This is a genomic window from Streptomyces sp. NPDC047117, from assembly GCF_040643545.1.
GTDB lineage: Bacteria > Actinomycetota > Actinomycetes > Streptomycetales > Streptomycetaceae > Streptomyces.
Genome location: NZ_JBEYUN010000007.1, coordinates 89,346 through 108,349, shown reverse-complemented (window position 1 = coordinate 108,349; position 19,004 = coordinate 89,346). Strand labels below are relative to the sequence as shown.

General features: G+C 67.9%; 21 protein-coding genes and 1 pseudogene. 18 read left to right on the top strand and 4 right to left on the bottom strand.

Going from position 1 to position 19,004, the window contains the following annotated elements; genetic code table 11:
• The first annotated feature begins 216 nt into the window (after positions 1 to 216).
• On the top strand, positions 217 to 915 hold the full coding sequence (locus ABZ840_RS15385; protein ID WP_361559153.1) for a GNAT family N-acetyltransferase: 699 nt from the start codon (positions 217 to 219) through the stop codon (positions 913 to 915).
• A 115-nt stretch (positions 916 to 1,030) separates the two neighbouring features.
• Here the strand turns inward: ABZ840_RS15385 and ABZ840_RS15380 are convergent, their stop codons facing one another.
• Positions 1,031 to 1,357: a helix-turn-helix transcriptional regulator gene (locus ABZ840_RS15380; protein WP_361559150.1), complete on the bottom strand. Its 327-nt coding sequence runs from the start codon at positions 1,355 to 1,357 to the stop codon at positions 1,031 to 1,033.
• A gap of 186 nt (positions 1,358 to 1,543) precedes the next feature.
• Here ABZ840_RS15380 and map point away from each other — a divergent pair, with 186 nt between their 5' ends.
• Both map and ABZ840_RS15370 read left to right on the top strand, forming a co-directional pair.
• The gene (gene map, locus ABZ840_RS15375) at positions 1,544 to 2,311 is read left to right on the top strand and encodes a type I methionyl aminopeptidase (RefSeq protein ID WP_361559147.1); all 768 of its coding nucleotides are present in this window, start codon (positions 1,544 to 1,546) and stop codon (positions 2,309 to 2,311) included.
• 216 nt (positions 2,312 to 2,527) lie between these two features.
• Positions 2,528 to 3,025, top strand: a complete 498-nt coding sequence (locus tag ABZ840_RS15370; RefSeq protein ID WP_361559144.1) for a hypothetical protein — start codon at positions 2,528 to 2,530, stop codon at positions 3,023 to 3,025.
• Between the two features lie 84 nt (positions 3,026 to 3,109).
• Here ABZ840_RS15370 and ABZ840_RS15365 read toward each other — a convergent pair whose 3' ends face one another.
• The gene (locus ABZ840_RS15365) at positions 3,110 to 3,802 is read right to left on the bottom strand and encodes a pentapeptide repeat-containing protein (RefSeq protein WP_361559141.1); all 693 of its coding nucleotides are present in this window, start codon (positions 3,800 to 3,802) and stop codon (positions 3,110 to 3,112) included.
• Positions 3,803 to 4,143: 341 nt separating this feature from the next.
• Positions 4,144 to 5,247 (bottom strand): aminopeptidase P family protein, encoded by a 1,104-nt coding sequence (locus ABZ840_RS15360; RefSeq protein ID WP_361559882.1) that lies wholly within the window; start codon positions 5,245 to 5,247, stop codon positions 4,144 to 4,146.
• Positions 5,248 to 6,302: 1,055 nt separating this feature from the next.
• On the opposite strand from ABZ840_RS15360, the gene ABZ840_RS15355 reads away from it, so the two are divergent.
• From ABZ840_RS15355 to ABZ840_RS15340, 4 genes are all read left to right on the top strand, one after another.
• Positions 6,303 to 6,788 carry a hypothetical protein gene (locus tag ABZ840_RS15355; protein WP_361559138.1) on the top strand — a complete coding sequence of 162 codons (486 nt, stop codon included), beginning with the start codon at positions 6,303 to 6,305 and terminating at the stop codon, positions 6,786 to 6,788.
• 282 nt (positions 6,789 to 7,070) lie between these two features.
• On the top strand, positions 7,071 to 7,931 hold the full coding sequence (locus tag ABZ840_RS15350) for a hypothetical protein (protein WP_361559135.1): 861 nt from the start codon (positions 7,071 to 7,073) through the stop codon (positions 7,929 to 7,931).
• A gap of 525 nt (positions 7,932 to 8,456) precedes the next feature.
• Positions 8,457 to 9,023 carry a hypothetical protein gene (locus ABZ840_RS15345; protein WP_361559132.1) on the top strand — a complete coding sequence of 189 codons (567 nt, stop codon included), beginning with the start codon at positions 8,457 to 8,459 and terminating at the stop codon, positions 9,021 to 9,023.
• Positions 9,024 to 9,026: 3 nt separating this feature from the next.
• Positions 9,027 to 10,475: a hypothetical protein gene (locus tag ABZ840_RS15340; protein WP_361559129.1), complete on the top strand. Its 1,449-nt coding sequence runs from the start codon at positions 9,027 to 9,029 to the stop codon at positions 10,473 to 10,475.
• Positions 10,476 to 10,679: 204 nt separating this feature from the next.
• Here the strand turns inward: ABZ840_RS15340 and ABZ840_RS15335 are convergent, their stop codons facing one another.
• On the bottom strand, positions 10,680 to 11,108 hold the full coding sequence (locus ABZ840_RS15335; protein ID WP_361559126.1) for an NUDIX domain-containing protein: 429 nt from the start codon (positions 11,106 to 11,108) through the stop codon (positions 10,680 to 10,682).
• Between the two features lie 58 nt (positions 11,109 to 11,166).
• On the opposite strand from ABZ840_RS15335, the gene ABZ840_RS15330 reads away from it, so the two are divergent.
• The 11 genes and pseudogenes from ABZ840_RS15330 to ABZ840_RS15280 form a co-directional block, all read left to right on the top strand.
• Complete coding sequence (locus ABZ840_RS15330) at positions 11,167 to 11,946, top strand: GntR family transcriptional regulator (RefSeq protein WP_361559123.1); 780 nt, start codon at positions 11,167 to 11,169, stop codon at positions 11,944 to 11,946.
• 451 nt (positions 11,947 to 12,397) lie between these two features.
• The gene (locus ABZ840_RS15325) at positions 12,398 to 12,652 is read left to right on the top strand and encodes a DUF6284 family protein (protein WP_361559120.1); all 255 of its coding nucleotides are present in this window, start codon (positions 12,398 to 12,400) and stop codon (positions 12,650 to 12,652) included.
• Entirely contained in the window at positions 12,652 to 12,945 is a 294-nt protein-coding gene (locus ABZ840_RS15320) for a DUF6303 family protein (RefSeq protein WP_361559117.1), read from the top strand. Before ABZ840_RS15325 ends, ABZ840_RS15320 begins: the two co-directional genes overlap by 1 nt.
• Complete coding sequence (locus tag ABZ840_RS15315; RefSeq protein WP_361559114.1) at positions 12,942 to 13,844, top strand: hypothetical protein; 903 nt, start codon at positions 12,942 to 12,944, stop codon at positions 13,842 to 13,844. The genes ABZ840_RS15320 and ABZ840_RS15315 overlap by 4 nt, the downstream gene beginning before the upstream one ends.
• On the top strand, positions 13,841 to 13,996 hold the full coding sequence (locus ABZ840_RS15310; RefSeq protein ID WP_361559111.1) for a hypothetical protein: 156 nt from the start codon (positions 13,841 to 13,843) through the stop codon (positions 13,994 to 13,996). The genes ABZ840_RS15315 and ABZ840_RS15310 overlap by 4 nt, the downstream gene beginning before the upstream one ends.
• 11 nt (positions 13,997 to 14,007) lie before the next feature.
• On the top strand, positions 14,008 to 14,667 hold the full coding sequence (locus ABZ840_RS15305) for a hypothetical protein (protein WP_361559108.1): 660 nt from the start codon (positions 14,008 to 14,010) through the stop codon (positions 14,665 to 14,667).
• Between the two features lie 10 nt (positions 14,668 to 14,677).
• A complete protein-coding gene (locus tag ABZ840_RS15300) occupies positions 14,678 to 15,121 on the top strand; it encodes a hypothetical protein (protein WP_361559105.1) in 444 nt (147 codons plus the stop codon).
• A complete protein-coding gene (locus ABZ840_RS15295) occupies positions 15,121 to 15,936 on the top strand; it encodes a hypothetical protein (protein ID WP_361559102.1) in 816 nt (271 codons plus the stop codon). Before ABZ840_RS15300 ends, ABZ840_RS15295 begins: the two co-directional genes overlap by 1 nt.
• Positions 15,937 to 16,017: 81 nt before the next feature.
• Positions 16,018 to 16,278, top strand: a complete 261-nt coding sequence (locus tag ABZ840_RS15290) for a hypothetical protein (RefSeq protein ID WP_361559099.1) — start codon at positions 16,018 to 16,020, stop codon at positions 16,276 to 16,278.
• A gap of 399 nt (positions 16,279 to 16,677) precedes the next feature.
• Positions 16,678 to 16,887, top strand: coding sequence for a hypothetical protein (locus ABZ840_RS15285; protein ID WP_361559096.1), 210 nt, complete (start codon positions 16,678 to 16,680; stop codon positions 16,885 to 16,887).
• 244 nt (positions 16,888 to 17,131) lie between these two features.
• Positions 17,132 to 18,655, top strand: a pseudogene (locus ABZ840_RS15280) (DnaB-like helicase N-terminal domain-containing protein); the annotation flags it as partial.
• Positions 18,656 to 19,004 lie beyond the last annotated feature (349 nt).

Genomic DNA, 19,004 nt, shown 5'->3' with positions numbered 1-19,004 from the left:
CGGCTGACGGCTGACTGATGGAGGCCGCCCGCACCGCACCCAGCGGCCGCGGGCGGCCTCCGCCTGCTCCGGCCTGCTTGCTCCGGCCGGGTACGGGGCAGCTCCGGGGCAGGCTTCCGCCACTCCGGCGCGAACCTCCCCGCCCTCCGGCGCGCCCTTCTCGGCACTCCGCCGAAATCTCTCGCTTCGGGGCGACCGACCGACGACCATGCGGCCATGACCGGTACGAGCCACCACCCGCACGAGGACGAGCCGCCCACTGACTCCCCCACCGACGCTCCCGCCGAGGCTCCCACTGAGGTCTCCGCTGAGGCCCCCGCTGAAGCCGCCGCTCTGGAACCGCTGAGCGCCCTGCTCGCCGAGACCGACGGCCGCCTTCCGGACCCGCTCCTCGACGAACTGACGGACCTCTACGCCTCCAACGCCGAGTTCTTCGCCCTCAGCGGCGACTTTCCCGACCCGTACGCCCTGCGGCGGGACGAGGTCGCCTCCAGCCTCAACGCCGAACTGGCGCACCCCGCCGCCGAGGTACTCCTCGCCCGCGAACCGGGACGCGTAACGGCTCCCGGATCGGACGACCGGCCGCCGGGACGGCTGACGGACGACCGGCCGCCGGGACGACTGACGGGCCTGGCGGCCACCCTCACCGAACACCCCGACCCGATCGACCCGTACCCCTGGATCGGCCTGCTCCTGATCCACGGCGACCTGCACCGTTCCGGCCGCGGCAGCCACCTGGCGGCATGCGTCGAGGACCGGCTGCGCGCCTCCGGCCACGACGGCGTACGCCTGGCCGTCCTGGACAACAACCCCGGCGCGCTCGTCTTCTGGACCGCCCTCGGCTACCGCGCCATCGACCATCGCACGGACCTCGCCATGGGCCGCCCGTGCACGGTCCTGCACAAGGACCTCTGACCTCTCCACCGGCCCTGACGAAGACAGCCGACCGTGGCCCCTCGCGGGAGGGGTGGGGGGACGGACGTGGGACGGGCGTGGGCCGGACGTGGAATCAGGCCCGTGCCCACACCCCTCAGGCGGCCGCGATGCCCGGCCGCGCAGCCGGCGACACCACCCCGCCCCCCTCGGACTCGGCCTCGGCGCCTGTTCCTTCCCCCGGTGGGGTAGCGAGAAATGCCAGCTCATCGAGCGACAGTCCGAGCGTCGAGGCGAGGGTCGCCACAGTGAAGAAGGCCGGGGTGGGCGCCCGCCCCGTTTCGACCTTGCGCAGCGTTTCGGCGGAGATCCCCGCGGCTGCCGCGATCTCGACCATGCTGCGGTCACCGCGCGCCGCCCGGAGCAGCGCCCCCAGCCGCTCGCCGCGCTCGCGTTCCCAGGGAGTGAGAGGTGTACGGACCATGCCGTGATACTAATACCGGTAAACAAATACCGGTATAAAAATTGGGCGCATCGGTGAGCCACGACTCGGGCGATCGGCGACAGGGCGACGGACGGCACCGCGCCCCCACGCAGCCACCCGTCCCGCCGCACACCGGCCACCCCGCCGACCGACCACCGCAGCGCCCCGAACACGAAGGACCCGACCATGGTGGAGATCAAGACCGACACCGCCCTCGACGCGATGCGCGCCACCGGCCGCGTGGTGGCCGACATCCTCACGGCCACACGCGAAGCCGCCACCCCCGGCACCCGGCTGACCGAGCTGGACGAGATCGCCCGCTCGGTACTGCGCGAGGCGGGCGCCACCTCGCCCTTCCTGCACTACCGACCGTCCTTCGCGCTCACCCCCTTCCCCGCCACCATCTGCACGTCCGTCAACGACGCGATCGTGCACGGCGTCCCGGGCCCGTACCGGCTCCGCGACGGCGACCTGCTCAGCATCGACTGCGGCGCGGTGGTGGACGGCTGGGCGGGCGACGCGGCCATCACCGTCGCGGTCGGCACCCCGCGCCCGGAGGACCAGCACCTGATGGACACCACCCGGCGCGCCCTGGAAGCCGGCATAGCGGCGGCCGTCGTGGGCGCCCGCATCGGCGACATCTCGCACGCCATCGGCAGCATCGGCCGCGCCGCCGGCTACGGCATCCCGGAAGACTTCGGCGGCCACGGCGTGGGCCGACAGATGCACGAGGACCCGTCCGTACCCAACGACGGCCGGCCCGGCCGCGGCTTCGTCCTCCGCCACGGCCTCGTCCTCGCCATCGAGCCGATGTTCCTGGCCGGCGGCGGCAACGCGTACTACACGGGCGGCGACGGCTGGACGCTCCACACCACGGACGGCAGCCAAGCCGCCCACTTCGAGCACACCATCGCCATCACCCACGACGGCCCCCGCATCCTCACCCAGCCCTGACCCCACCTCCCCCCCATCGATCAGCACCACCGGAGAGGCCCGGACCGTTCCCCGGGCCTCTCCGGGCCAGGGACGGGCCGGGGGCGCGCCTCCCTCTCTCCTCCGCCCTCCGCATGGCTCCTGTCGAACCTCCCCCTGACCTCTCCCCGACCCCTGCCCGATCTCTCGCTGGCCTCCCCAAGCGATCACCTCAACCGGCATGCGACCATCACCTACGTGATCGACCTCGGCTACTCGCTCTCCCGGCGCTTCCCGGACCCCCCGCAGACGGACTACCGCACCGCGGACACCCGCGCGCTGCGCCACGACCTGTTCTGCGGTGACGTCTACCTCGCCGACACCAAGGCGGACCGGGAGCTGTCCACGGCCTGGGGATGGGTACCGGTACTGGACTTCGCCTGGGCCCTCTGCGACATCGTCGAGCAGCTCGACCGCGACCCCCACGGCAGCCGCGCCGCCCGTCCGCAACACGCCGAGCTGGACTTCACCGAGTCGTCCGACCGCGTGCTCTTCGAGCGCCGTTTCGGCTGGGTGGACGTCACCGCCGACTGGATGCCGGTCGACGAGGCCCCGCTCAGCTTCAACCACGCCGCGCTGCGCCGCGAGGCCCGCGACTTCCTGCACGACCTGATCGCCGACCTCACGGACATGCACGACGGGCTGGCCGACAACCCCCTCGTATGGGACCTCCAGGCCCGCTTCCCCCGCGTCTGATCATCCCCAGCTCCCCCGCGCTCCCAGCACTCCTCAATTGCTGACGGTCTAACCCGCCGAGTCCCCTGATCCCCCGAGCTCCCCTCACTCCACCGCAACGCCCACCTGGGCCGCGAACGCCGGTGCCAGGTCCATGAGCTGGGACGTGCTGATCACCGCGCCCGCGAGCCGGTCGATGCCCCGGGCGATGTCCAGCGTCGCCGCACCCCGCAGGTCGACGTCCCGCATCCGCACCTCGCTGAAGTCGGTACGCGCCAAGGTGCAGCCGTCGAACGTCACCCGCTCCAGCTCGGCCCCGCCGAAGTCCGCCTCCACCAGCACGCATTCCTCGAACGCGACGTCCCGCAGCTTCGCCTTCCGCAGGTTGAGGAAGTCGATCTTCCCGCCGTGCACCACGACCCGCTCCAGCACCGCGCCGTGCAGCTGTGTCCCGCCCAGCCGCGCGTCCCGCATCTCCACATCGCGGAACGACGCCCCCGACAGATCCGTACCGACGCCCCGCACCCCCTCCAGCACGCTGTCGATGAAGCGGGTCCGGCTCAGCACCGCCTCGTCCAGCGAACTGCGCCGCACCGCGCAGTCGAGGAACCGCGCGCCCCGCGCCGACTGCCCCCCGAAGTCCGCGTCCGCGAACTCCAGCCCGTCGTAATCCCCCTCCGGCTCCCACTCCCCTCCCTCATAGGCGACCAGTTCCGGCAGGCGCACCTCCGGCCGCCGTACGGCCCGCCTCGCCCGCTCGGCGTTCCCGGCTCGCCCGGCCACACGACCACCGCCCATCTCCGCACCCTTCCGTCTCCGCCCACGCCCCCACGCGCAGCCACCTCACGAGCCCGCCCCGGCCGGCATCCACCCGACACCAGGCGCCCGGCGCCCGGCGCCCGGCGCCCGACACAAAGTGCCCGACCCCCGCCCCCGGCAGCCGACTCCGCCTTCATCCCGACCCATCCTGCACCCGGCCACTGACATTCCGCCGGCGCCCGTCCCGGCCTGTGGATAACCCTCTCGGCGGCCCGCCGACGTGGTCGTACTCGCCCTCGGCGGCCGACCGCATCGGCCGGATCCAGGAACCGGGGCCCAGAAGGCATCGGCCGAAGCCCGGGACCGGCCCAGCCCGGCCGCTATCCCACAATCCCCATCTCCCGCGCCGTGTTGTTCAGCCGCCGTCCGCCCGTCTCCGTACACGTCACGATGTCCTCGATCCGCACCCCGAAGCGCCCCGGCAGGTAGATGCCAGGCTCGATCGAGAAGCACATTCCCGGCACCAGCGGCAGGTGTTCGCCCTCGACCATGTACGGCGGTTCGTGCGTGGTCACGCCGATGCCGTGCCCGACCCGGTGAATGAAGTACTCGCCGTACCCCGCCGCCTTGATCACCTTCCGCGCCACCCGGTCGATGTCCTGGCACGCGGCGCCCGGCCGCACCGCCTCGAACGCCGCCTGCTGCGCCTCCCGCACGATGTCGTGGACCTTGCGCTCCTCCGCGGTCGGCTCGCCCACATGCACGGTGCGCGTCGTGTCCGAGCCGTACCCGTCCTTCAGCCCGCCGAAGTCGAGTACGACCATGTCGCCGTCCTCGATCACGCGGTCGCCCGCCTCGTGGTGCGGGTCGGCCCCATTGGGCCCGGAGCCCACCACCGTGAAGTCCACCTGGCTGTGCCCGTATTCGCGCAGCAGCCGCGCGAGATCCGTCGCCACGTCGCTCTCCCGGCGCCCCGCGAACGGCACAGCCAAGATCTCCTCGTACGTGGCGTCCGCCGCCGCACCCGCCGCCGCCAGCCGCTCCACCTCGTACGCGTCCTTGACCGCGCGCAGCATCGGCAGCGCTTCAGTGAGCGAGGCGTACGCGCTGCCCGGCAGCGTCCGCTGCATCCCGAGGAGGTGCATCGCCCAGGCCGAGTCGGAGATGCCGTACCGCCGCTCCGGCTCCAGCAGTCCGGCCAGTACCGCGTACGGGTCCTCGCCGTCCCGCCACCCCACGACCTCCGTCGCACCGGCGCCGGCGGCATGCTGCGCGTCCGACCGCTCCAGTACGGGCACCAACAGGCGCGGCCGCCGGTCGACGGCGACGACCAGCGCGGTCAGCCGCTCGGTCACGGCGGTCGGCGTGTACCCGGTGAGCCACGCCAGATCGGGCCCCGGCGTCACGATCAGACCGGCCAGCCCGGCGTCCGCCGCAGCCCGCCCGGCCCGCTCCATGCGCCGCTCGAAGTCCTCCCGCGTCAGCACAGCGCCCTCCTCAACCCCCTTCTCAGCACCCTTGTCAATCCCCTCGCCGGCGCCCTTGTCCGCACCCGCTCGTGCACTTGCCGCCATCCCGGCCTCCCCATCAACCGCCGTCGTCCTCACAGAACTCGCCATGCCGGGAACTTACGCCGGGAACGGCCCATCAGAGCCCGACCGTGCCGCACAATCCAGCCCCGATCACTCCCCCGCCTCCCACCCGGCCGACAACCCCCCGGGCTCACATCAGCGCCCCCGCCCAGCGCGCATCCACACCCGCACCCGCGTCCCCACACGCAAACGCGCAACTCCCCCTGGATAGAGTCATTTCAAGTCGGGATACAGACCCGGCGTACCGATCCAGCACACGGACGACCCGGCGCACGCAGGCGGGAGGAACGAACGCCCCATGTTCACCTTCCAGCTGGCCTCGCTCGGCATTCCGGCGGGCATCGTCGCGAACGCCACGGACCGGATCGACGACATGCAGGGCACCCGGCCCGCCGGCTGAGTGCCGGTATGGGCGCAGCAAGCCGAGCGCACCGCGCGGTAGGACAGGGGTAGGGGCAGGGGCAGCCACTGCTGGCTTCCCTCTGCTGGGGAGCAGCCCGGTTCCCCGTAATGGCGCCCCCCGAAGGCGTGCCGCCCACGAGCGGCAGCTGGAGTGGCACCTGAAGGCCGCCGACGGCTTCCCGGTCCGGTTCCAGCGGAAGATCGCCGAGGTGCCTCGTGGATCAGCTGCTGAAGAGGCGCGTCGAGCGCGAGCGGTGATCGTTCCGCCGGTCGGCATAGTCCATCGTGGATGTCAAAACGCCCCGGCCGGGCCCTCAAAGGGGCCCGGCCGAAGCGCTTGCGCTGTTCAGCGCTCTGAGCCCCCTGTCGGATTCGAACCGACGACCTTCGCTTTACAAGATCTTTTATGGCGTCCGTAGACGTGCCTCACAGGACCCGTCCTGAGGCAATAACGTGTACAAAGGGTTGCTCTGGTTTGGCAGCGTGCCCCTCTGTTGCCGTCAATAACTGCCGTCAGCACCCGCGTCACTAGCTAGGCTGCCGTCATGCGAACCCCACCTGTCGACGTTGTGATGCGTGTCGTCCGGAGCTTACGGGCGCGCGGCATGGAGCCCGCGTTGGGTGGGTCCGGTCTGCTGGTTGCGCTCGGACTCACGGAGATCGCTCATGACTGGGATCTGACCGTTGACTCCCCCGAGGCCGCGGTGCGCGAGGCACTGGACGACGGTGGTTTCCGGTTCTCGGACGGGACCGGTGGCGATCCGCTGTACGCGACGCGGCGGCGGTTCATCATCGACGGCGGGGGCCACTCAATCGACCTGCTGGTGGGGTTCGCCCTGCGGTCTGCAGACGAGGTGGTGCCGTTGCCCTCACAAGTCACCGGGTCGTGGAGGGGGCTTCCGCTGGCGGACCCGGTGGTGTGGGAGCGGGCGTACGTTCTGCTAGGACGGCCCAAAAAGGCAGCCGCGCTAAGGCAGTGGCTAAACGAGGATCCTCAGGCCGAACGGCCTCAGCGTAAATTTCTTGGTTGAGCCACCTCAACGTGGGATCCAAGCCCGAGAACTACGCATTACGCGCTATCCGACCTTGACCTGCCACCGCCCGCCACAGTCCGCTCTCCCAGTTCCACCGCGCTCCCGTGGCCCAGTGGACGCGCTGGAATGGCGGCGAACGATCGGTCAATGCAGACCTCAATCATGGAGGTAAAGTTGGAAGATTTGAACGCATCTACAGCGAGAGACGAAAGCACCTCAAATCGACGACCTGTCCGGGGCGCGCTAGAGGTCACCGTCTCCTCTTCCAACCCTGAGACAGTGGCAGGCACCGACTTCTCGATATTCGTTGTAATACGGAATCCTTTTGACGTGCCAGTAACCCTCCATGAAGTGGAAACCCACATCCCAGTAGAACTCGTCGACGTGAACAGATTGCGACTCCTTCAGAGCGAACACAATTTTCCACTCAACGGACCGATTACCTCTCTAAAGGAATGGCGATGGAAGCGACGACTGACCCGACAGGTTAACGGCGGGGTCGCCACAGCAGTCGGAACGGAATTTTCACCAGAACAACCCGCGAGCGCCATTAGTAGTCACATATCCATCGGAGGCGAGGTGGGCGAGGGTGCCACCATCGCCAGCGTCCAGTTCACATTTCCAGAAAATCCAAGACCCGAGGAGCTTGATCAAATATTTCGCCGCCTGATCGATTACCGTCGGGGCACTGTCCCGATTACCTTACAACCAGGAAACTCAACCGTTAGACAATTCGTACTACGAACACGTTCATGGCTATTCTTTAAGCCGCTAGCTCATAGTTTTGAGATTCAAGTTAACTTCTCCCTCGATGGCGCCGACCATACAACGACCGTTGCACACGATGTGCTCATCAATGCCCCTCTACCATCTACGGCAGTAGGCGGCGTATTTGGCGCTTTAGTCGGTACCTCATTGCGGGCTCTGGGAGCTAACCCCGTTCCCGATGGAATGGCTTGGCTCCGAGGCATACTGACTGGAGTTCTTGCCAGCCTAGTAGTGGTTGTAGCGTTTGCTCGAAAATCGTCTGCTCAGCCTTTCGTCTCTATCGAAGATTTTTGGGGAGGTACAATCATAGGTTTCTCGGTTGGCTACTTTGGGTTCCAAGGTTTCGCCGACATGCTAAAGCCATCAAAATAGGACTCGTTATCGACCGCGGCGGCAGTGTGACAGCTGGCCGCGTTCACGACGTCTAACCTGGAGATTTTCTCCATCTCTCTCCTCACGGGATACACACAGGGGAGTCATGAAAGCCCCGGCTGGCACAACGACCGTCACAGCGCGACGACGGACAGACCCACTGATGAGCCCGGCGGCGATGTTGCTCTGACGACCTGCGCCGGCAACGCGCCGGGCCGGCGGCCATCCCGGTTTCTGGGCCTGTCAATGCCTCAAGGGGGGCAGCAAGCGATCTTGAGCAGCAGTGGCTGTGCGTAGGCATTGGCGTACGGGTTGGCATGGCCGGCATCTCGCAGTCCGACAACGACAGGTAGTTGCGGAACGCTGCATTCCTGCGATCAAGATCTACGCGCTGGCAGTGCCAGCACCAACGATTCGGATCATTTATCTGCCTCGGAACCGGTAAAAGCCCAGGTCAAGGCTTCGCCGAGGATGCCATAGAGACGCCCTGATGACAGCAGACGGCAAGCGTCATACCTTGATTTCATGGCGGCAGGTGAGCAGCAACAGGAGAAGGGGCGCGAAGGCGCCTACTTCGCTCGTGAGTGGCTGGAGAGTACGACTCGCGTGACGGTCCCATGGGTAGTCTATGAAGCGCCAGCCATGACAACGTTGAGTTTGCTGGACGGGAGCACGGAGTCCTGGGATCTGGCCGGTTATTTCACCGGCCCGAAGAAGAATATGTTCTATGCGGAAATAAAAGCTTACGCTAGCGACAATCAGGGAACGAAGTATCGAGAGTATCTTGCAGATTGCTACTCGGCTACGGCGAGAATGCTCAATGATGGCCCTGATAGACAGTATGAGTTCATGTGGATAACTTGGCATCCTTTCTTGTCGAGCTCATGGACACAACTATGTAACGCCAATATGATTGAAGAGGCTGCCAAGGGGCACCCCGACAAGCTTGATAGCCATGAGTACAATCCGGATATTGGGCAAATGGTGGCCGACAGGCTGTGGCTTATAGTCTTGTCGAGTAGGCAGCAGGAACTGATGATGGATCGAGAGTATCTCGGCCACATTCGTAACTACATCACAAAGGGGGTGTGAGGAGTGGGAGGGACTGTCGATTCCCAGATTCAGGATGCTCTGCATCAGTCTTCTCCTGACGCGGCGATTCGTGATGTTAAGCATGTTATGGCGAAAGAACTGCAGTCCCTGGATCCAAAAAGCGAGATCAAGGCTACAGATTACTTCAATCACACGTTCGTCCCAGATTTTGTTCTATCTTGGAAAGATGCGAGCGAGCGGGCTAGTCGCGACGTTTATCTGCGACTCAACGTTGAAGGCCCGTTCATAGAGCGGGACTTGGCGAGTCTGCACGAGGATTCACCTGCTTTCATCTCGATTGGCCGAGAGATCCATTCGGATCCTGACGCAGAAGCGGTGACAACCGAGTACGAAGACTGCCTCCTTTCAAGCGCCCTCGCCCTAGAGAATATCTCTAGCGAGAGGTCCCGAACGCCTCTGACTCAGATGCTTAAGACGTCCCTCCTGCAAGGTGGCAAGGGGTACTTGATTGGCAGGTCCGCGGATGGTGTTCAGAAGGCCGTAAGGCGAACCGATTACGCGCTTACGCACTTGGACACAGAAGCGGTTGCCGAGTCGGTAAGGACCGTGAATGAGCACTTCACCGGGGGCTTCTCTTCCCGCATGGAGCGGGTGATGCAGGTTCTCTGGTCAAGCAGGGGAGGCGATGTAGAAAGATTCCCTGGATCTGGGCGGCGAGGTGGGGCACTCTCCGCCGAAGAGTTGGCAGAGATTCTTCCGTTTCTTCTGCGACTCGAAGAAATCCCGAACACTGAATTTTGGAGGAGCCTCGGGGAAAACATAAATGTTCGACTGCTGCAAGATCTTGAATCTTGGTCGGCGAGTCCGAACCTGAACGTTCTTGTGAATGCCAATCTTGATCGCATAAAGGTGAAGAGTGCGGCGCTAGACCACGCACAGCCGGACCTATTCGAAGATCCGGACGCTGGCTTTTCCTGGAAGGTCGAAGATTCTGCGCTATGTTTGTGTTCGTCAGAAGTTCGCCTCAAGTTCGTGGATGACAGGCGTAAGACAGCTCATCGCAGCCACGTAGGATCGGTACCGCGCTGGAGCGACATAGAACGCCGTTTGGACGCCTACGGGATCGAGGGAATTGAATTTACCTCACCAGCCAGCAAGATGCGCATTCAAAGCAGCACGGTGGCAGGCCTGAGGGAATCAACAGATATGGATGCCCTGAGCACTGCTCTTGGTGAACTCGCGCGAGTTATTTCGGTTCAACTTAGGCTTCCTGGCGCACGGGATGATGTAGAGGTTGACTTCGATCGATCCGTTGTAGACGTGGTTGGATCCCCCTTGGGGCCTCACGTATTGGCGCACTATGGGCTCGATCTACTTTTCCAGGCCCCGGCTACCACACTCGAGGATCTGCGGTCTTTTGTGACTGCCGACGGGTCGCTCCCGTGGTGGCGAGAGAAGGGTATGGAGCAGCTCGCGAATCAGGACGAGTGAGCGAGTGGGCTCGCCCCGCCGTCGACGGCGGGGCCTGCGAGCTCCCGGGGTCTGCGCCTCGTTAACGCTAATGCCGGTTACGGAAAACTTCGGGGCGGGACGGGTGCGCCCCCGATCACAGCCGCTTACAGGCCACGTTCGGGGCCGCTGTCGAGGAGCGCGAACCAATTCCCACCCGTGAGGAACGCGTCAGGTTCATCCAACTCAGGTCGATGCGAGCAAACGGTGCCCATCGTGAGCCCGTACGTAAGGAGTGCCTGCCGGGGCCAGGGCGTCCAGTACACGCACGGCGTAGACCGCGCCCATGCGCTTCTCGACTTCCTTGGAAGTCAGCCATTCCACGGCGGTGGACTCTTCCGACGTGCGCTCCACGCCATCGACCGGCCGACACCGGAAGACCAGGGCCACGATGCCTCGCGTCATGTTCTTGTAGACGCCGGTCAGGCGCTCGACCGAGACGTGGATGCCCGTCTCTTCCAGCACCTCACGTGCGGCGCCGTCCTCTGGGCGCTCGTCCAGTTCGAGCACGCCGCCGGGAGGCTCCCACGTGCCGTTGTCTGCGCGTCGGATCGCGAGTACACGGCCGTCGTCACGGACAACGACGCCGGCGACCGAGACCGAGTGAAGCGGCATAGACGCGCCCTCCAGGTAGCGTTGCTTATGTACAGGAGCTTAGGAGGTCCAGAAGGACATGGCGCCCACACCCTCCAGGGATGCCGGGAAACCACGGTACCTACAGATCGCTGACGACCTGATCCAGCAGATTGAGGAGAAGGTTCTGCCTGCTGGTGAGCAGGTGCCCAGCGAAGCTGAGCTCATGAAGAAGTACGCCGCGTCGCAGGGCACGGTCCGTAAGGCGATCGGCGAGCTGCGTACGACGGGCCTCGTGGAAACGCGGCACGGCAAGGGGTCGTACGTGAAGCGCCGGCCCCCGGTACGGCGGAAGTCCTCCGACCGTTTCCGCCGCTCGCACCGCATGGCGGGCAAGGCGGCCTACTTGGCCGAGGCAGAGCAGTCGGGCAGCAAGGCCACCGTGAGCGTCCTCTACGTCGGGCCGACCGATGCTCCGGAGGAGATCGCCGAGAGGCTGTCGGTGCCGACAGGCACGAAGGTCCTCTCCCGTCGTCGGCTCTACTTCAGCGACGGCATCCCGACTGAGGAGGCCACGTCGTACCTCCCGTGGGACATCGCCCAGGACATCCCGGAGCTGTTCGAGGAAAACCCCGGGGGCGGAGGCATTTACGCCCGACTGGAAGAGCACGGGCACGTCCTCAAGGAGCTAACGGAGACGCTTCGCGTCCGACTTGCCACGAAACATGAGGTCGCGGCACTGAGCCTGAGCCCTGGTTCGCCCATCATTCACTTGACGCGCAACGCAGAGTCCGAAGCGGGCCGGGTGGTGGAGGTCTGCGACACCTACATGGCCGCTGATCAGTTCGTTTTGGAGTACCGCGTCCCGGCTGGTGACTGACTCGCCCTGCTTCTGAGCACCTGACCCGCCGCGGCAACCTGCGCGGCGGGTTGACTCATGTACAGGAGTTGGGCACTCTTCTGCATGTCACTCCTGCACATAAGTGCATGAGTGCAGGTGCTGCTGTTTGCGGCGGCACCGTCATGCCCGGTTCGGGATAGCTCGCGGTGCGCTGCGGGTCCTCGCACTGGTCGTTCCTTGAGAACTCAACAGCGTGACGAGGCCGCCGCCTCCTCCGATAAGGCGGCCGGCGCGGGACAAGGCCCGCGCACCAACCTCTCCGCAGCACTTCATGCTGCGGCCGGTTGCCTCCTCCGCCCGTCCGGTCCCGTGGCCTTACGGGCGGGGCTGAGGGGAGCCGGAACCTCCTGACTCCACACGAGCGCGGCCCCGGTGCTGGCACACCGGGGCCGCTTCTTTGGGCCGTTCCACAACGAGAGGAGCCCGACCCATGAAGCACATCGGCACTGTTCAAACCCCTGTTACCGACCGCGAGCCGACCGCAGCGGAACTGGACGCGATCGAGCACGAGATGCCGCTCATCACGGCGGAGGTCGAGCTGCTGGACGCCTACATCGTCACCCTCTACCGGCCGGCCTCCGAGCTGGACACCCGCCGCCTCCTCCGCACCCGCCGCAAGGTGCTGGCCGCCCGCCGCGCCATGGCCCACCGCCGCGGCCTGGACGGATCGCCGGAGGCTGCCTGATGCCGAAGACGTTCCAGGCCCAGATGGCCGACAGCGGTGGCCGGTGGCATCTGTACGTCGTGCTGCTGAGCACGCCGGTCAGCCAGTGGCCCGAGCACGAATGGCCCCGTACCGCTCCCACCCCGACGCTCACCGAGCGGGCCCGGACGCTGGCCGGCCTCGGCTATGAGGTCGCCCCCGCGGCCGAGTGGGAGTGGATCGAGGACAGCGACACCCCCGGCGACCCGGCGTCGCCGGTCCGGCTGATCGCCACCGTCACCGTCCGCCCCCTCCGCAAGGAGGGGAGGGCATGAGAACGGTAACGACGCCGCTGGTGGAGCAGGTCAGGGCGCTGAACAAGCTCCAGGCCGGGCTGACCGCCGTCCTGATCGTGGTGGCAGTGATCGCTCTGGTCTTCACCGCCACCAACGTGACCACCTTCGCTACCGACCACCACGTCTCCCCCTGGATCGCCTGGCTGCTGGACCCGATGGTGGCCCTCGCCCTGGGGGCGGTGCTCGTCTTCGACGGCCGACTGTCGGAGTACGGGGTGCACCCCTCCGGCTGGGCCACGGGACTGCGCTGGTTCGCGGGCCTTGGCACCTGGGTCATGAACTGCTGGGGCTCGCTCTGGCCGGAGGGCACCCCGTTCGGTGTTCCCCGCGCGGTGGATCCGGCGGGGCTGGTTCTCCACTCCATCCCCCCGGCCCTGCTGATCATTCTGGCCGAGGCCATCACCCACTACCGGCGCGCGATCCTGGCGAAAATCGCCGAGCTGCGCGCCCAGGTGGACACCGCACCGGCCGAGGGGGACGCGGTGGTGGAGAAGGTGGACGGCCCGGCCGTCCACCCGGCGTCCACTTCACCGTCCACCTCCCGCCCGGCCCCGGTGGCCACTGAGCCTGCGGTGCTGCGGGGGCGGCGGCCTTCGCTGGTCATCTGCGGTGACCGCCGGGTGTACCCCCTCGCCGTCCCTGCGGCGTCCACCCGGGAGCTGGAGGAGGCGCCGGAGCCGGAGAAGCTGCCCTCTGTTGAGGCGATGAACGTCATCCGGACGTGCTGGGTGATGGGCGAGACCATCGCCGAAGCGGCCCGGAAATCCACCCGGTCCACCTCCTACGTCCACAAGGTCTACCAGCGCCTGACCAAGGAGCAGGAAGCCGCCGAGACGGTCCAGGAGGCCGACCGGTACGCGCTGGAGGCCGCCGGATGACCGTCCTCATTTTGGCCTGGTGGGCGGTCACGGCCCTGGCGCTGACCGGCCTGGCAGCCATCTCGCCCCGCCGCATCCTGCCCGCCCTGTGCACCACCGCCGTACTACTGCCCGTCGCCGTGGGCCTCGCCCTGGCCTGCGCCGCCCTGTGAAGGAGGGCTCCGTGACCACCCCACCACCGATGCCCTCCGAACCGCCCACCGTTCACCTCCCCGAGCAGGGGGACGCCTCGGACGACTGGTGGAACCGCCTGTACGCCGACGAGGACTCCCCGCCCGCCGAAGACCCGGCCCCGCACCGGATCGCCGTGCCATCGGACCGCCTCCCGGACTGGTGGGCGGACAAGCCCGTCCACCTCAGTCCGGAGGAGGACACCGAGCCGGAGCCGGTGGATACCGACGCCGACGAGGTGGACGAAGAGCCGGAGGAGCTGGAGGAGGACGAGGACCAGGAGGACGACCTCGCCGCTCCGGCTCCGGTCTCGAAGGCTCCGGCCGCTGACTCCTTCTGGCGGGGCTGGGCGCCTGCGGGCACGGTCGGCATGCAGCTGCTGCACCCCACCCGTGGCCGCAAGGTCCTCTACAACGTCTCGGCCGCCGTCCTGGGCTGGGGCCTGAACGCCGTCCAGCCGCTTGAAGAGCTCATCGAAGCGTGCGGCCGGGAGTACGGCCGGGTCGGCGCCGTGGTGCTGGGCGGCGTCGTCGTGCTCGCTGTCGGCGTGCTGATCGACCACAAGACCCGGCACTGGTGGCCCCCGCTGGCCTGGATGTGCCGCATCCCCCTGGCCACCACCGTCCTCGCCTTCCTCCTCGCCCAGTTCTAAGGAGCCCCACGTGAACGCCCTCGCCGCTGCCGGCATCCAGTCCGGGCAGATCCTCGGCACCCTCGGCGCCTCCGGCGCCGCCCTGGCCGCCACCGTCTTCCTCATCGTCGGCATCAAGGGCAAGCACAAAATCAAGCTCGACGCCGACCAGGCCGCCATCGTCGGTCTGATCGCCGGGACGCTCTACGCCACCGCTGCCGCGGTGTGGAGCACGCCCGGCAGCATCGCCAAGGGCATGGCCGCCGCCGTGCAGTCCGGCGTCGGCGGCAACGTCGGCATGGGCGCCATCGCCCTGGTCATGGTGATCGTCCTCTACGGGATGAAGCTCAAGCCCCGGACCGCCGCCCTCCTTGGCATCGCCGCCGCGAGCATCTTCGCGGCCGCCGGCGGCATCTGGGGCATCGTCTCCACCTTCCTGGCCTCCGGCCTCAACCAGGTCCTCGGAGTGGCCTGATGACCGACGAAACGACAGGGGAGCGGCCCATCGAGGAGGCCGGCCCCGACCGGGCCCGCATCGAACTGCGGCCCTACCTGCCCAACCGGGAGGCGTTCGAGGCGCTGTTCACCGGCTCCACCGCGCTGCTCGGCCGGGGCTGGGCCTGGATCACGGCGGAAGACTGGAAGGAAGCCCTCACCCGCCTCGGCTACGTCGCCGGGGGCGGGTACGTCGCCGCCTACCTCGCCTGGACCCATCCCGCCTACGGGATGCCGGTCGCCGTGGTCGGCTGGTGTGCAGCAGCCTGGATGCACGCCCCCTCCCCTCCCCCGGCCGAAAGGCCGGCGTTCTTCGAGGAGGACGACGACCAGGAGGAGCTGGAGCTCGACGAGGGGCTGGAGGAGGAAGCCTCCCCCACCCCGGAGCTGGTCGCCGCTCTCGTACGGAAGCTCGCGGGCACCGAGCACCAGGGCGCCCACCTCGCCCAACTCCTCGACAACGGCCTGCTCGGCGACTGGGACCAGGACGACCTCAAGACCGCACTCGCGAGCTGGGACATCCCGACGGACAAGTTCAAGCTCTACCTCGGCGGCCGCCAACGTGTGCGAATAGGGGTGCGAGTGCGGGACCTCCCGGCCGGGCTCGGGGAGGCCCCCGCCGCGGCCGGGGAGGAGGGCCCGTCGGCACCCGCCCTGGCGCCCGCCCCGGCTGCCGCCCAGCCCCCGCCCGTGGCCGCCGCGTCGGCCGCCCCGATGGGGGTCGTTGCGGCCGCCGCTGAGCCCTCCCCTACCCCCGCTCCCGGGCCCTCTCCTGAGACCGGGGTAGCGAGGTAGAAACCGCAGGTCACAGCGGCCGCTACCTGACCGGCTACCTGCTCGCTACCAACCCCCGCTACCACTCCGAAAGGGGCTTCGGTGACCCTTCACCGCTACCGCTGCGACCGCTGCCGCAAGACCTGGCCGCCCGTCGCCACCCCCGAAGAAGCCGACGCCCAGCGCGCCCGACACCGTGCCATCGCACACGGCGGGGCCGCCCCGGACGGCGACGACATCTGGCTCCTGGAGGACCGGCCCATCGAGGGTGCCGGCCTCTCTCGTCCGGCTCGCCGCATGCTCATCGGCCTCGGCGTCGGCGGCACGGTAATGGCCGTCTGGAACTGGATCCACGGCCGGTGACGGTTGCCTGTCCGCCCCGCGGCCATCGCCGGGGCGGGCGGGGAGCCGGACAGCGGTCCGCTCCAAGAAAAAGGCCGGGACGACCGCGACTTGGCGGAAGAGGTCGTCCCGGCTCCCATCTCGCAGAGATAGGAGCCCCATAGTGGCATTACGCCGCGACATGCCCATCAGCGACCCCGGCCGGGAGGGCGAACGGCCGCAGGACGTACGCGAATACAGCCAGACCACCGGCGGTTGGACCCGCGATCCCAGCACTCGTCCCGTTCCCGGCACCCCGCAGCACACGGGCAGGGGAGGTCGGCAGTGAGCGAGAAGGAAACCCTGCCCCCGATCGTGTACGAGTGGTGCGCCACCTGCGGCCAGTGGGTCCCGGCCGGCCACCAGTGCGGCGGGTAACCGATGGACAGGAACAACCCGGCTGACCGCATCTGCCGCATCCAGCGCTTCGGCAGCACTCCCATCACACCCCAGCAACGCGCCGCCGCCATCACGCTCCTACGGAGCCTGCTGCGGGCCTCCTCAGTCCACGGCATCACCCTCGCCGACTGGGACAAGGTCACCGACCTGCCCGCAGCCTGCCTCGGCGTGATCATCACAACCCACCACTGACCCACACCACGAACAAGGCCCCGCCCGACCGGGCGGGGCCTTCACCTCACGCATGACAAGAGCGACCCGCGCCTCGTCAAAGTTCGGATCGCTCTCGTCTGCCAGAACTCCCCAGAGAACTGGAGACCTCCAGCATGACCCACCCCACCGACATCCGGCGAGCCTCCGGCAGGAGCCCGCGTGGCGAAGGGGGTGCCGGCAAGTGAGCGCCCCGCCCCCGCCCCGCTACGACAACGTCCGCACCCTGCCCAGCATCCCGGAGCCGCGGACCGACCGAACGCCGCCGCAGAATCTGGAGGCCGAGCAGTCCGTCCTGGGCGCCATGCTGCTATCCACCGAGGCCATCGCCGACGTAGTCGAGACGCTCGATCCCGGCGACTACTACCGGCCCGCCCACGAGACGATCCACCGCGCGATCTGCGAGCTGCACGACCAGGGCCAGCCCGCCGACCCCATCACCGTCGCCCACCACCTCGGCAAGCGCGGCGATCTCAACCGCGTCGGCGGCGCCTCTTACCTGCACACCCTCGTCCAGTCCGTGCCCACCACGGCCCATGCCGAGCACTACGCCGAGATCGTGCGGGAGAAAGCCGAACGGCGCCGCCTCATCGAGGCCGGCATGCGCTTGGTGCGGGCCGCCTCCTCCGCCGACACCGACGCCGACCAGCTGCGCGCCACCGTGGTCGAGCAGGTCACCGAACTGACCGCCCGGCCCGCGGACGTCACCAGCACGGATGTGGCGCCGTCCGGGCCGCCGAACCCCTTCTATGACCGGCAGCCGAGCCTGCACCGCCCCCACCGCCCCGGCCCCACCCCGCACCCGGACGTGTTCTGCGGCTGGGTGGGCGAGACGGTGCGCGAGCTGGACCCCACCACCGAGGCCGACCCCGTCGCGGTACTCGTGAACCTGCTCTCCGCAGCAGGCGCGATCATCGGCCGCCGCCCGCACCTGATGATCGGCAACGACCGGCACCCCACCCTGATCTGGGCCCTGACCATCGGCCCCACCTCCTCCGGCCGCAAGGGCTCGGCGACCTCCACGGCCCGGCGGGTGCTGGCCGAGGCGCTGCCGGACTTCTTCGGCCCCGAGCACACCCCCCGCGGGCTGAACTCCGGGGAAGGGTTGATCGAGTACGTCAAGGACGACGACAGCGAGGACGCCGCCCTCGCCAGCTTCGACAAGCGGCTGTGGGTCGTGGAGTCGGAGTACGCCGTCACCATGAGCCGCGGCCGCCGCGAAGGCTCCAGCCTCCCCGGCGTGCTGCGGCAGGCCTGGGACGGGGACTCCCTCGGCTCGATGATCCGCGACTCGCTGAAGGCGACTGACCCGCACATCGCGATCCTGGGCCACATCACCCCGGAGGAGTTCCGGGCCAAGATGCAGGACTCGGAGATGGCCGGCGGCACCTACAACCGCTTCCTGCCGATCTTCTGCCACCGCAACCTCATCCTCCCAGGTTCCCGCGGCGCCAGCCCCGAGCTGGTGGCCAACCTCGCCGCCGGCTGGCGAACCGTCCTCGACGATGCGGCCCGCGTGGAACAGGTGAAGTTCAGCCCGGCCGCCTGGGAGCTCTACTGCGACCAGGTCTACCCCGCCCTCAGCGACGACTCCGCCGGCGGCGTCATCGCCCAATTCACCGCGCGAGCCGCCCCGTACGTCCAGCGAGTCGCCATGGTCTACGCCCTGTGCGACCACACCGACACCATCTCCGAAGCCCACATGCGCGCCGCCTGGCAACTCCTCAACTACGCCCGCGCCTCCGCCGTCCACCTCCTCGGCACCGACATCGGCGACCCCAAGGTCAACAAGCTCGCCGACGCCGTCCGCGCCGCCGGCCCCGACGGCCTCACCGCCGACCGCATCCGCCGCCTGTTCAAGAACACCACCCGCGCGGAACGGGACCGGCTCGCCACCGAACTGCTGGAACTGCCGGGCTACAGGCGCCGCCAGAAGGCCTCCGGCGGCCGCCCGACCACCGTCCTGACCTACTCCGGCTGAGGGCGGAAAGGGCGGAAAGGTCGATAGGCCCACTGACCTGCAGAAACGGTGGGGCGAGAAGGGGTGCGAGAAGCGGGGCGGTAAGTCAGCTGCCCAGCAGGGCCGGGACTTACCGCAC

Excerpts from the sequence above, each read along its gene's own strand:
- map (WP_361559147.1), top strand. The coding sequence starts at position 1,544 with ATGGTGGAGATCAAGACCGACACCGCCCTCGACGCGATGCGCGCCACC.
- ABZ840_RS15315 (WP_361559114.1), top strand. The coding sequence starts at position 12,942 with ATGAGAACGGTAACGACGCCGCTGGTGGAGCAGGTCAGGGCGCTGAAC.
- ABZ840_RS15330 (WP_361559123.1), top strand. The coding sequence starts at position 11,167 with ATGGCGCCCACACCCTCCAGGGATGCCGGGAAACCACGGTACCTACAG.
- ABZ840_RS15365 (WP_361559141.1), bottom strand. The coding sequence starts at position 3,802 with ATGGGCGGTGGTCGTGTGGCCGGGCGAGCCGGGAACGCCGAGCGGGCG.
- ABZ840_RS15325 (WP_361559120.1), top strand. The coding sequence starts at position 12,398 with ATGAAGCACATCGGCACTGTTCAAACCCCTGTTACCGACCGCGAGCCG.
- ABZ840_RS15335 (WP_361559126.1), bottom strand. The coding sequence starts at position 11,108 with ATGCCGCTTCACTCGGTCTCGGTCGCCGGCGTCGTTGTCCGTGACGAC.
- ABZ840_RS15355 (WP_361559138.1), top strand. The coding sequence starts at position 6,303 with ATGCGAACCCCACCTGTCGACGTTGTGATGCGTGTCGTCCGGAGCTTA.
- ABZ840_RS15385 (WP_361559153.1), top strand. The coding sequence starts at position 217 with ATGACCGGTACGAGCCACCACCCGCACGAGGACGAGCCGCCCACTGAC.
- ABZ840_RS15320 (WP_361559117.1), top strand. The coding sequence starts at position 12,652 with ATGCCGAAGACGTTCCAGGCCCAGATGGCCGACAGCGGTGGCCGGTGG.
- ABZ840_RS15310 (WP_361559111.1), top strand. The coding sequence starts at position 13,841 with ATGACCGTCCTCATTTTGGCCTGGTGGGCGGTCACGGCCCTGGCGCTG.
- ABZ840_RS15285 (WP_361559096.1), top strand. The coding sequence starts at position 16,678 with ATGGACAGGAACAACCCGGCTGACCGCATCTGCCGCATCCAGCGCTTC.
- ABZ840_RS15380 (WP_361559150.1), bottom strand. The coding sequence starts at position 1,357 with ATGGTCCGTACACCTCTCACTCCCTGGGAACGCGAGCGCGGCGAGCGG.
- ABZ840_RS15345 (WP_361559132.1), top strand. The coding sequence starts at position 8,457 with ATGGCGGCAGGTGAGCAGCAACAGGAGAAGGGGCGCGAAGGCGCCTAC.
- ABZ840_RS15295 (WP_361559102.1), top strand. The coding sequence starts at position 15,121 with ATGACCGACGAAACGACAGGGGAGCGGCCCATCGAGGAGGCCGGCCCC.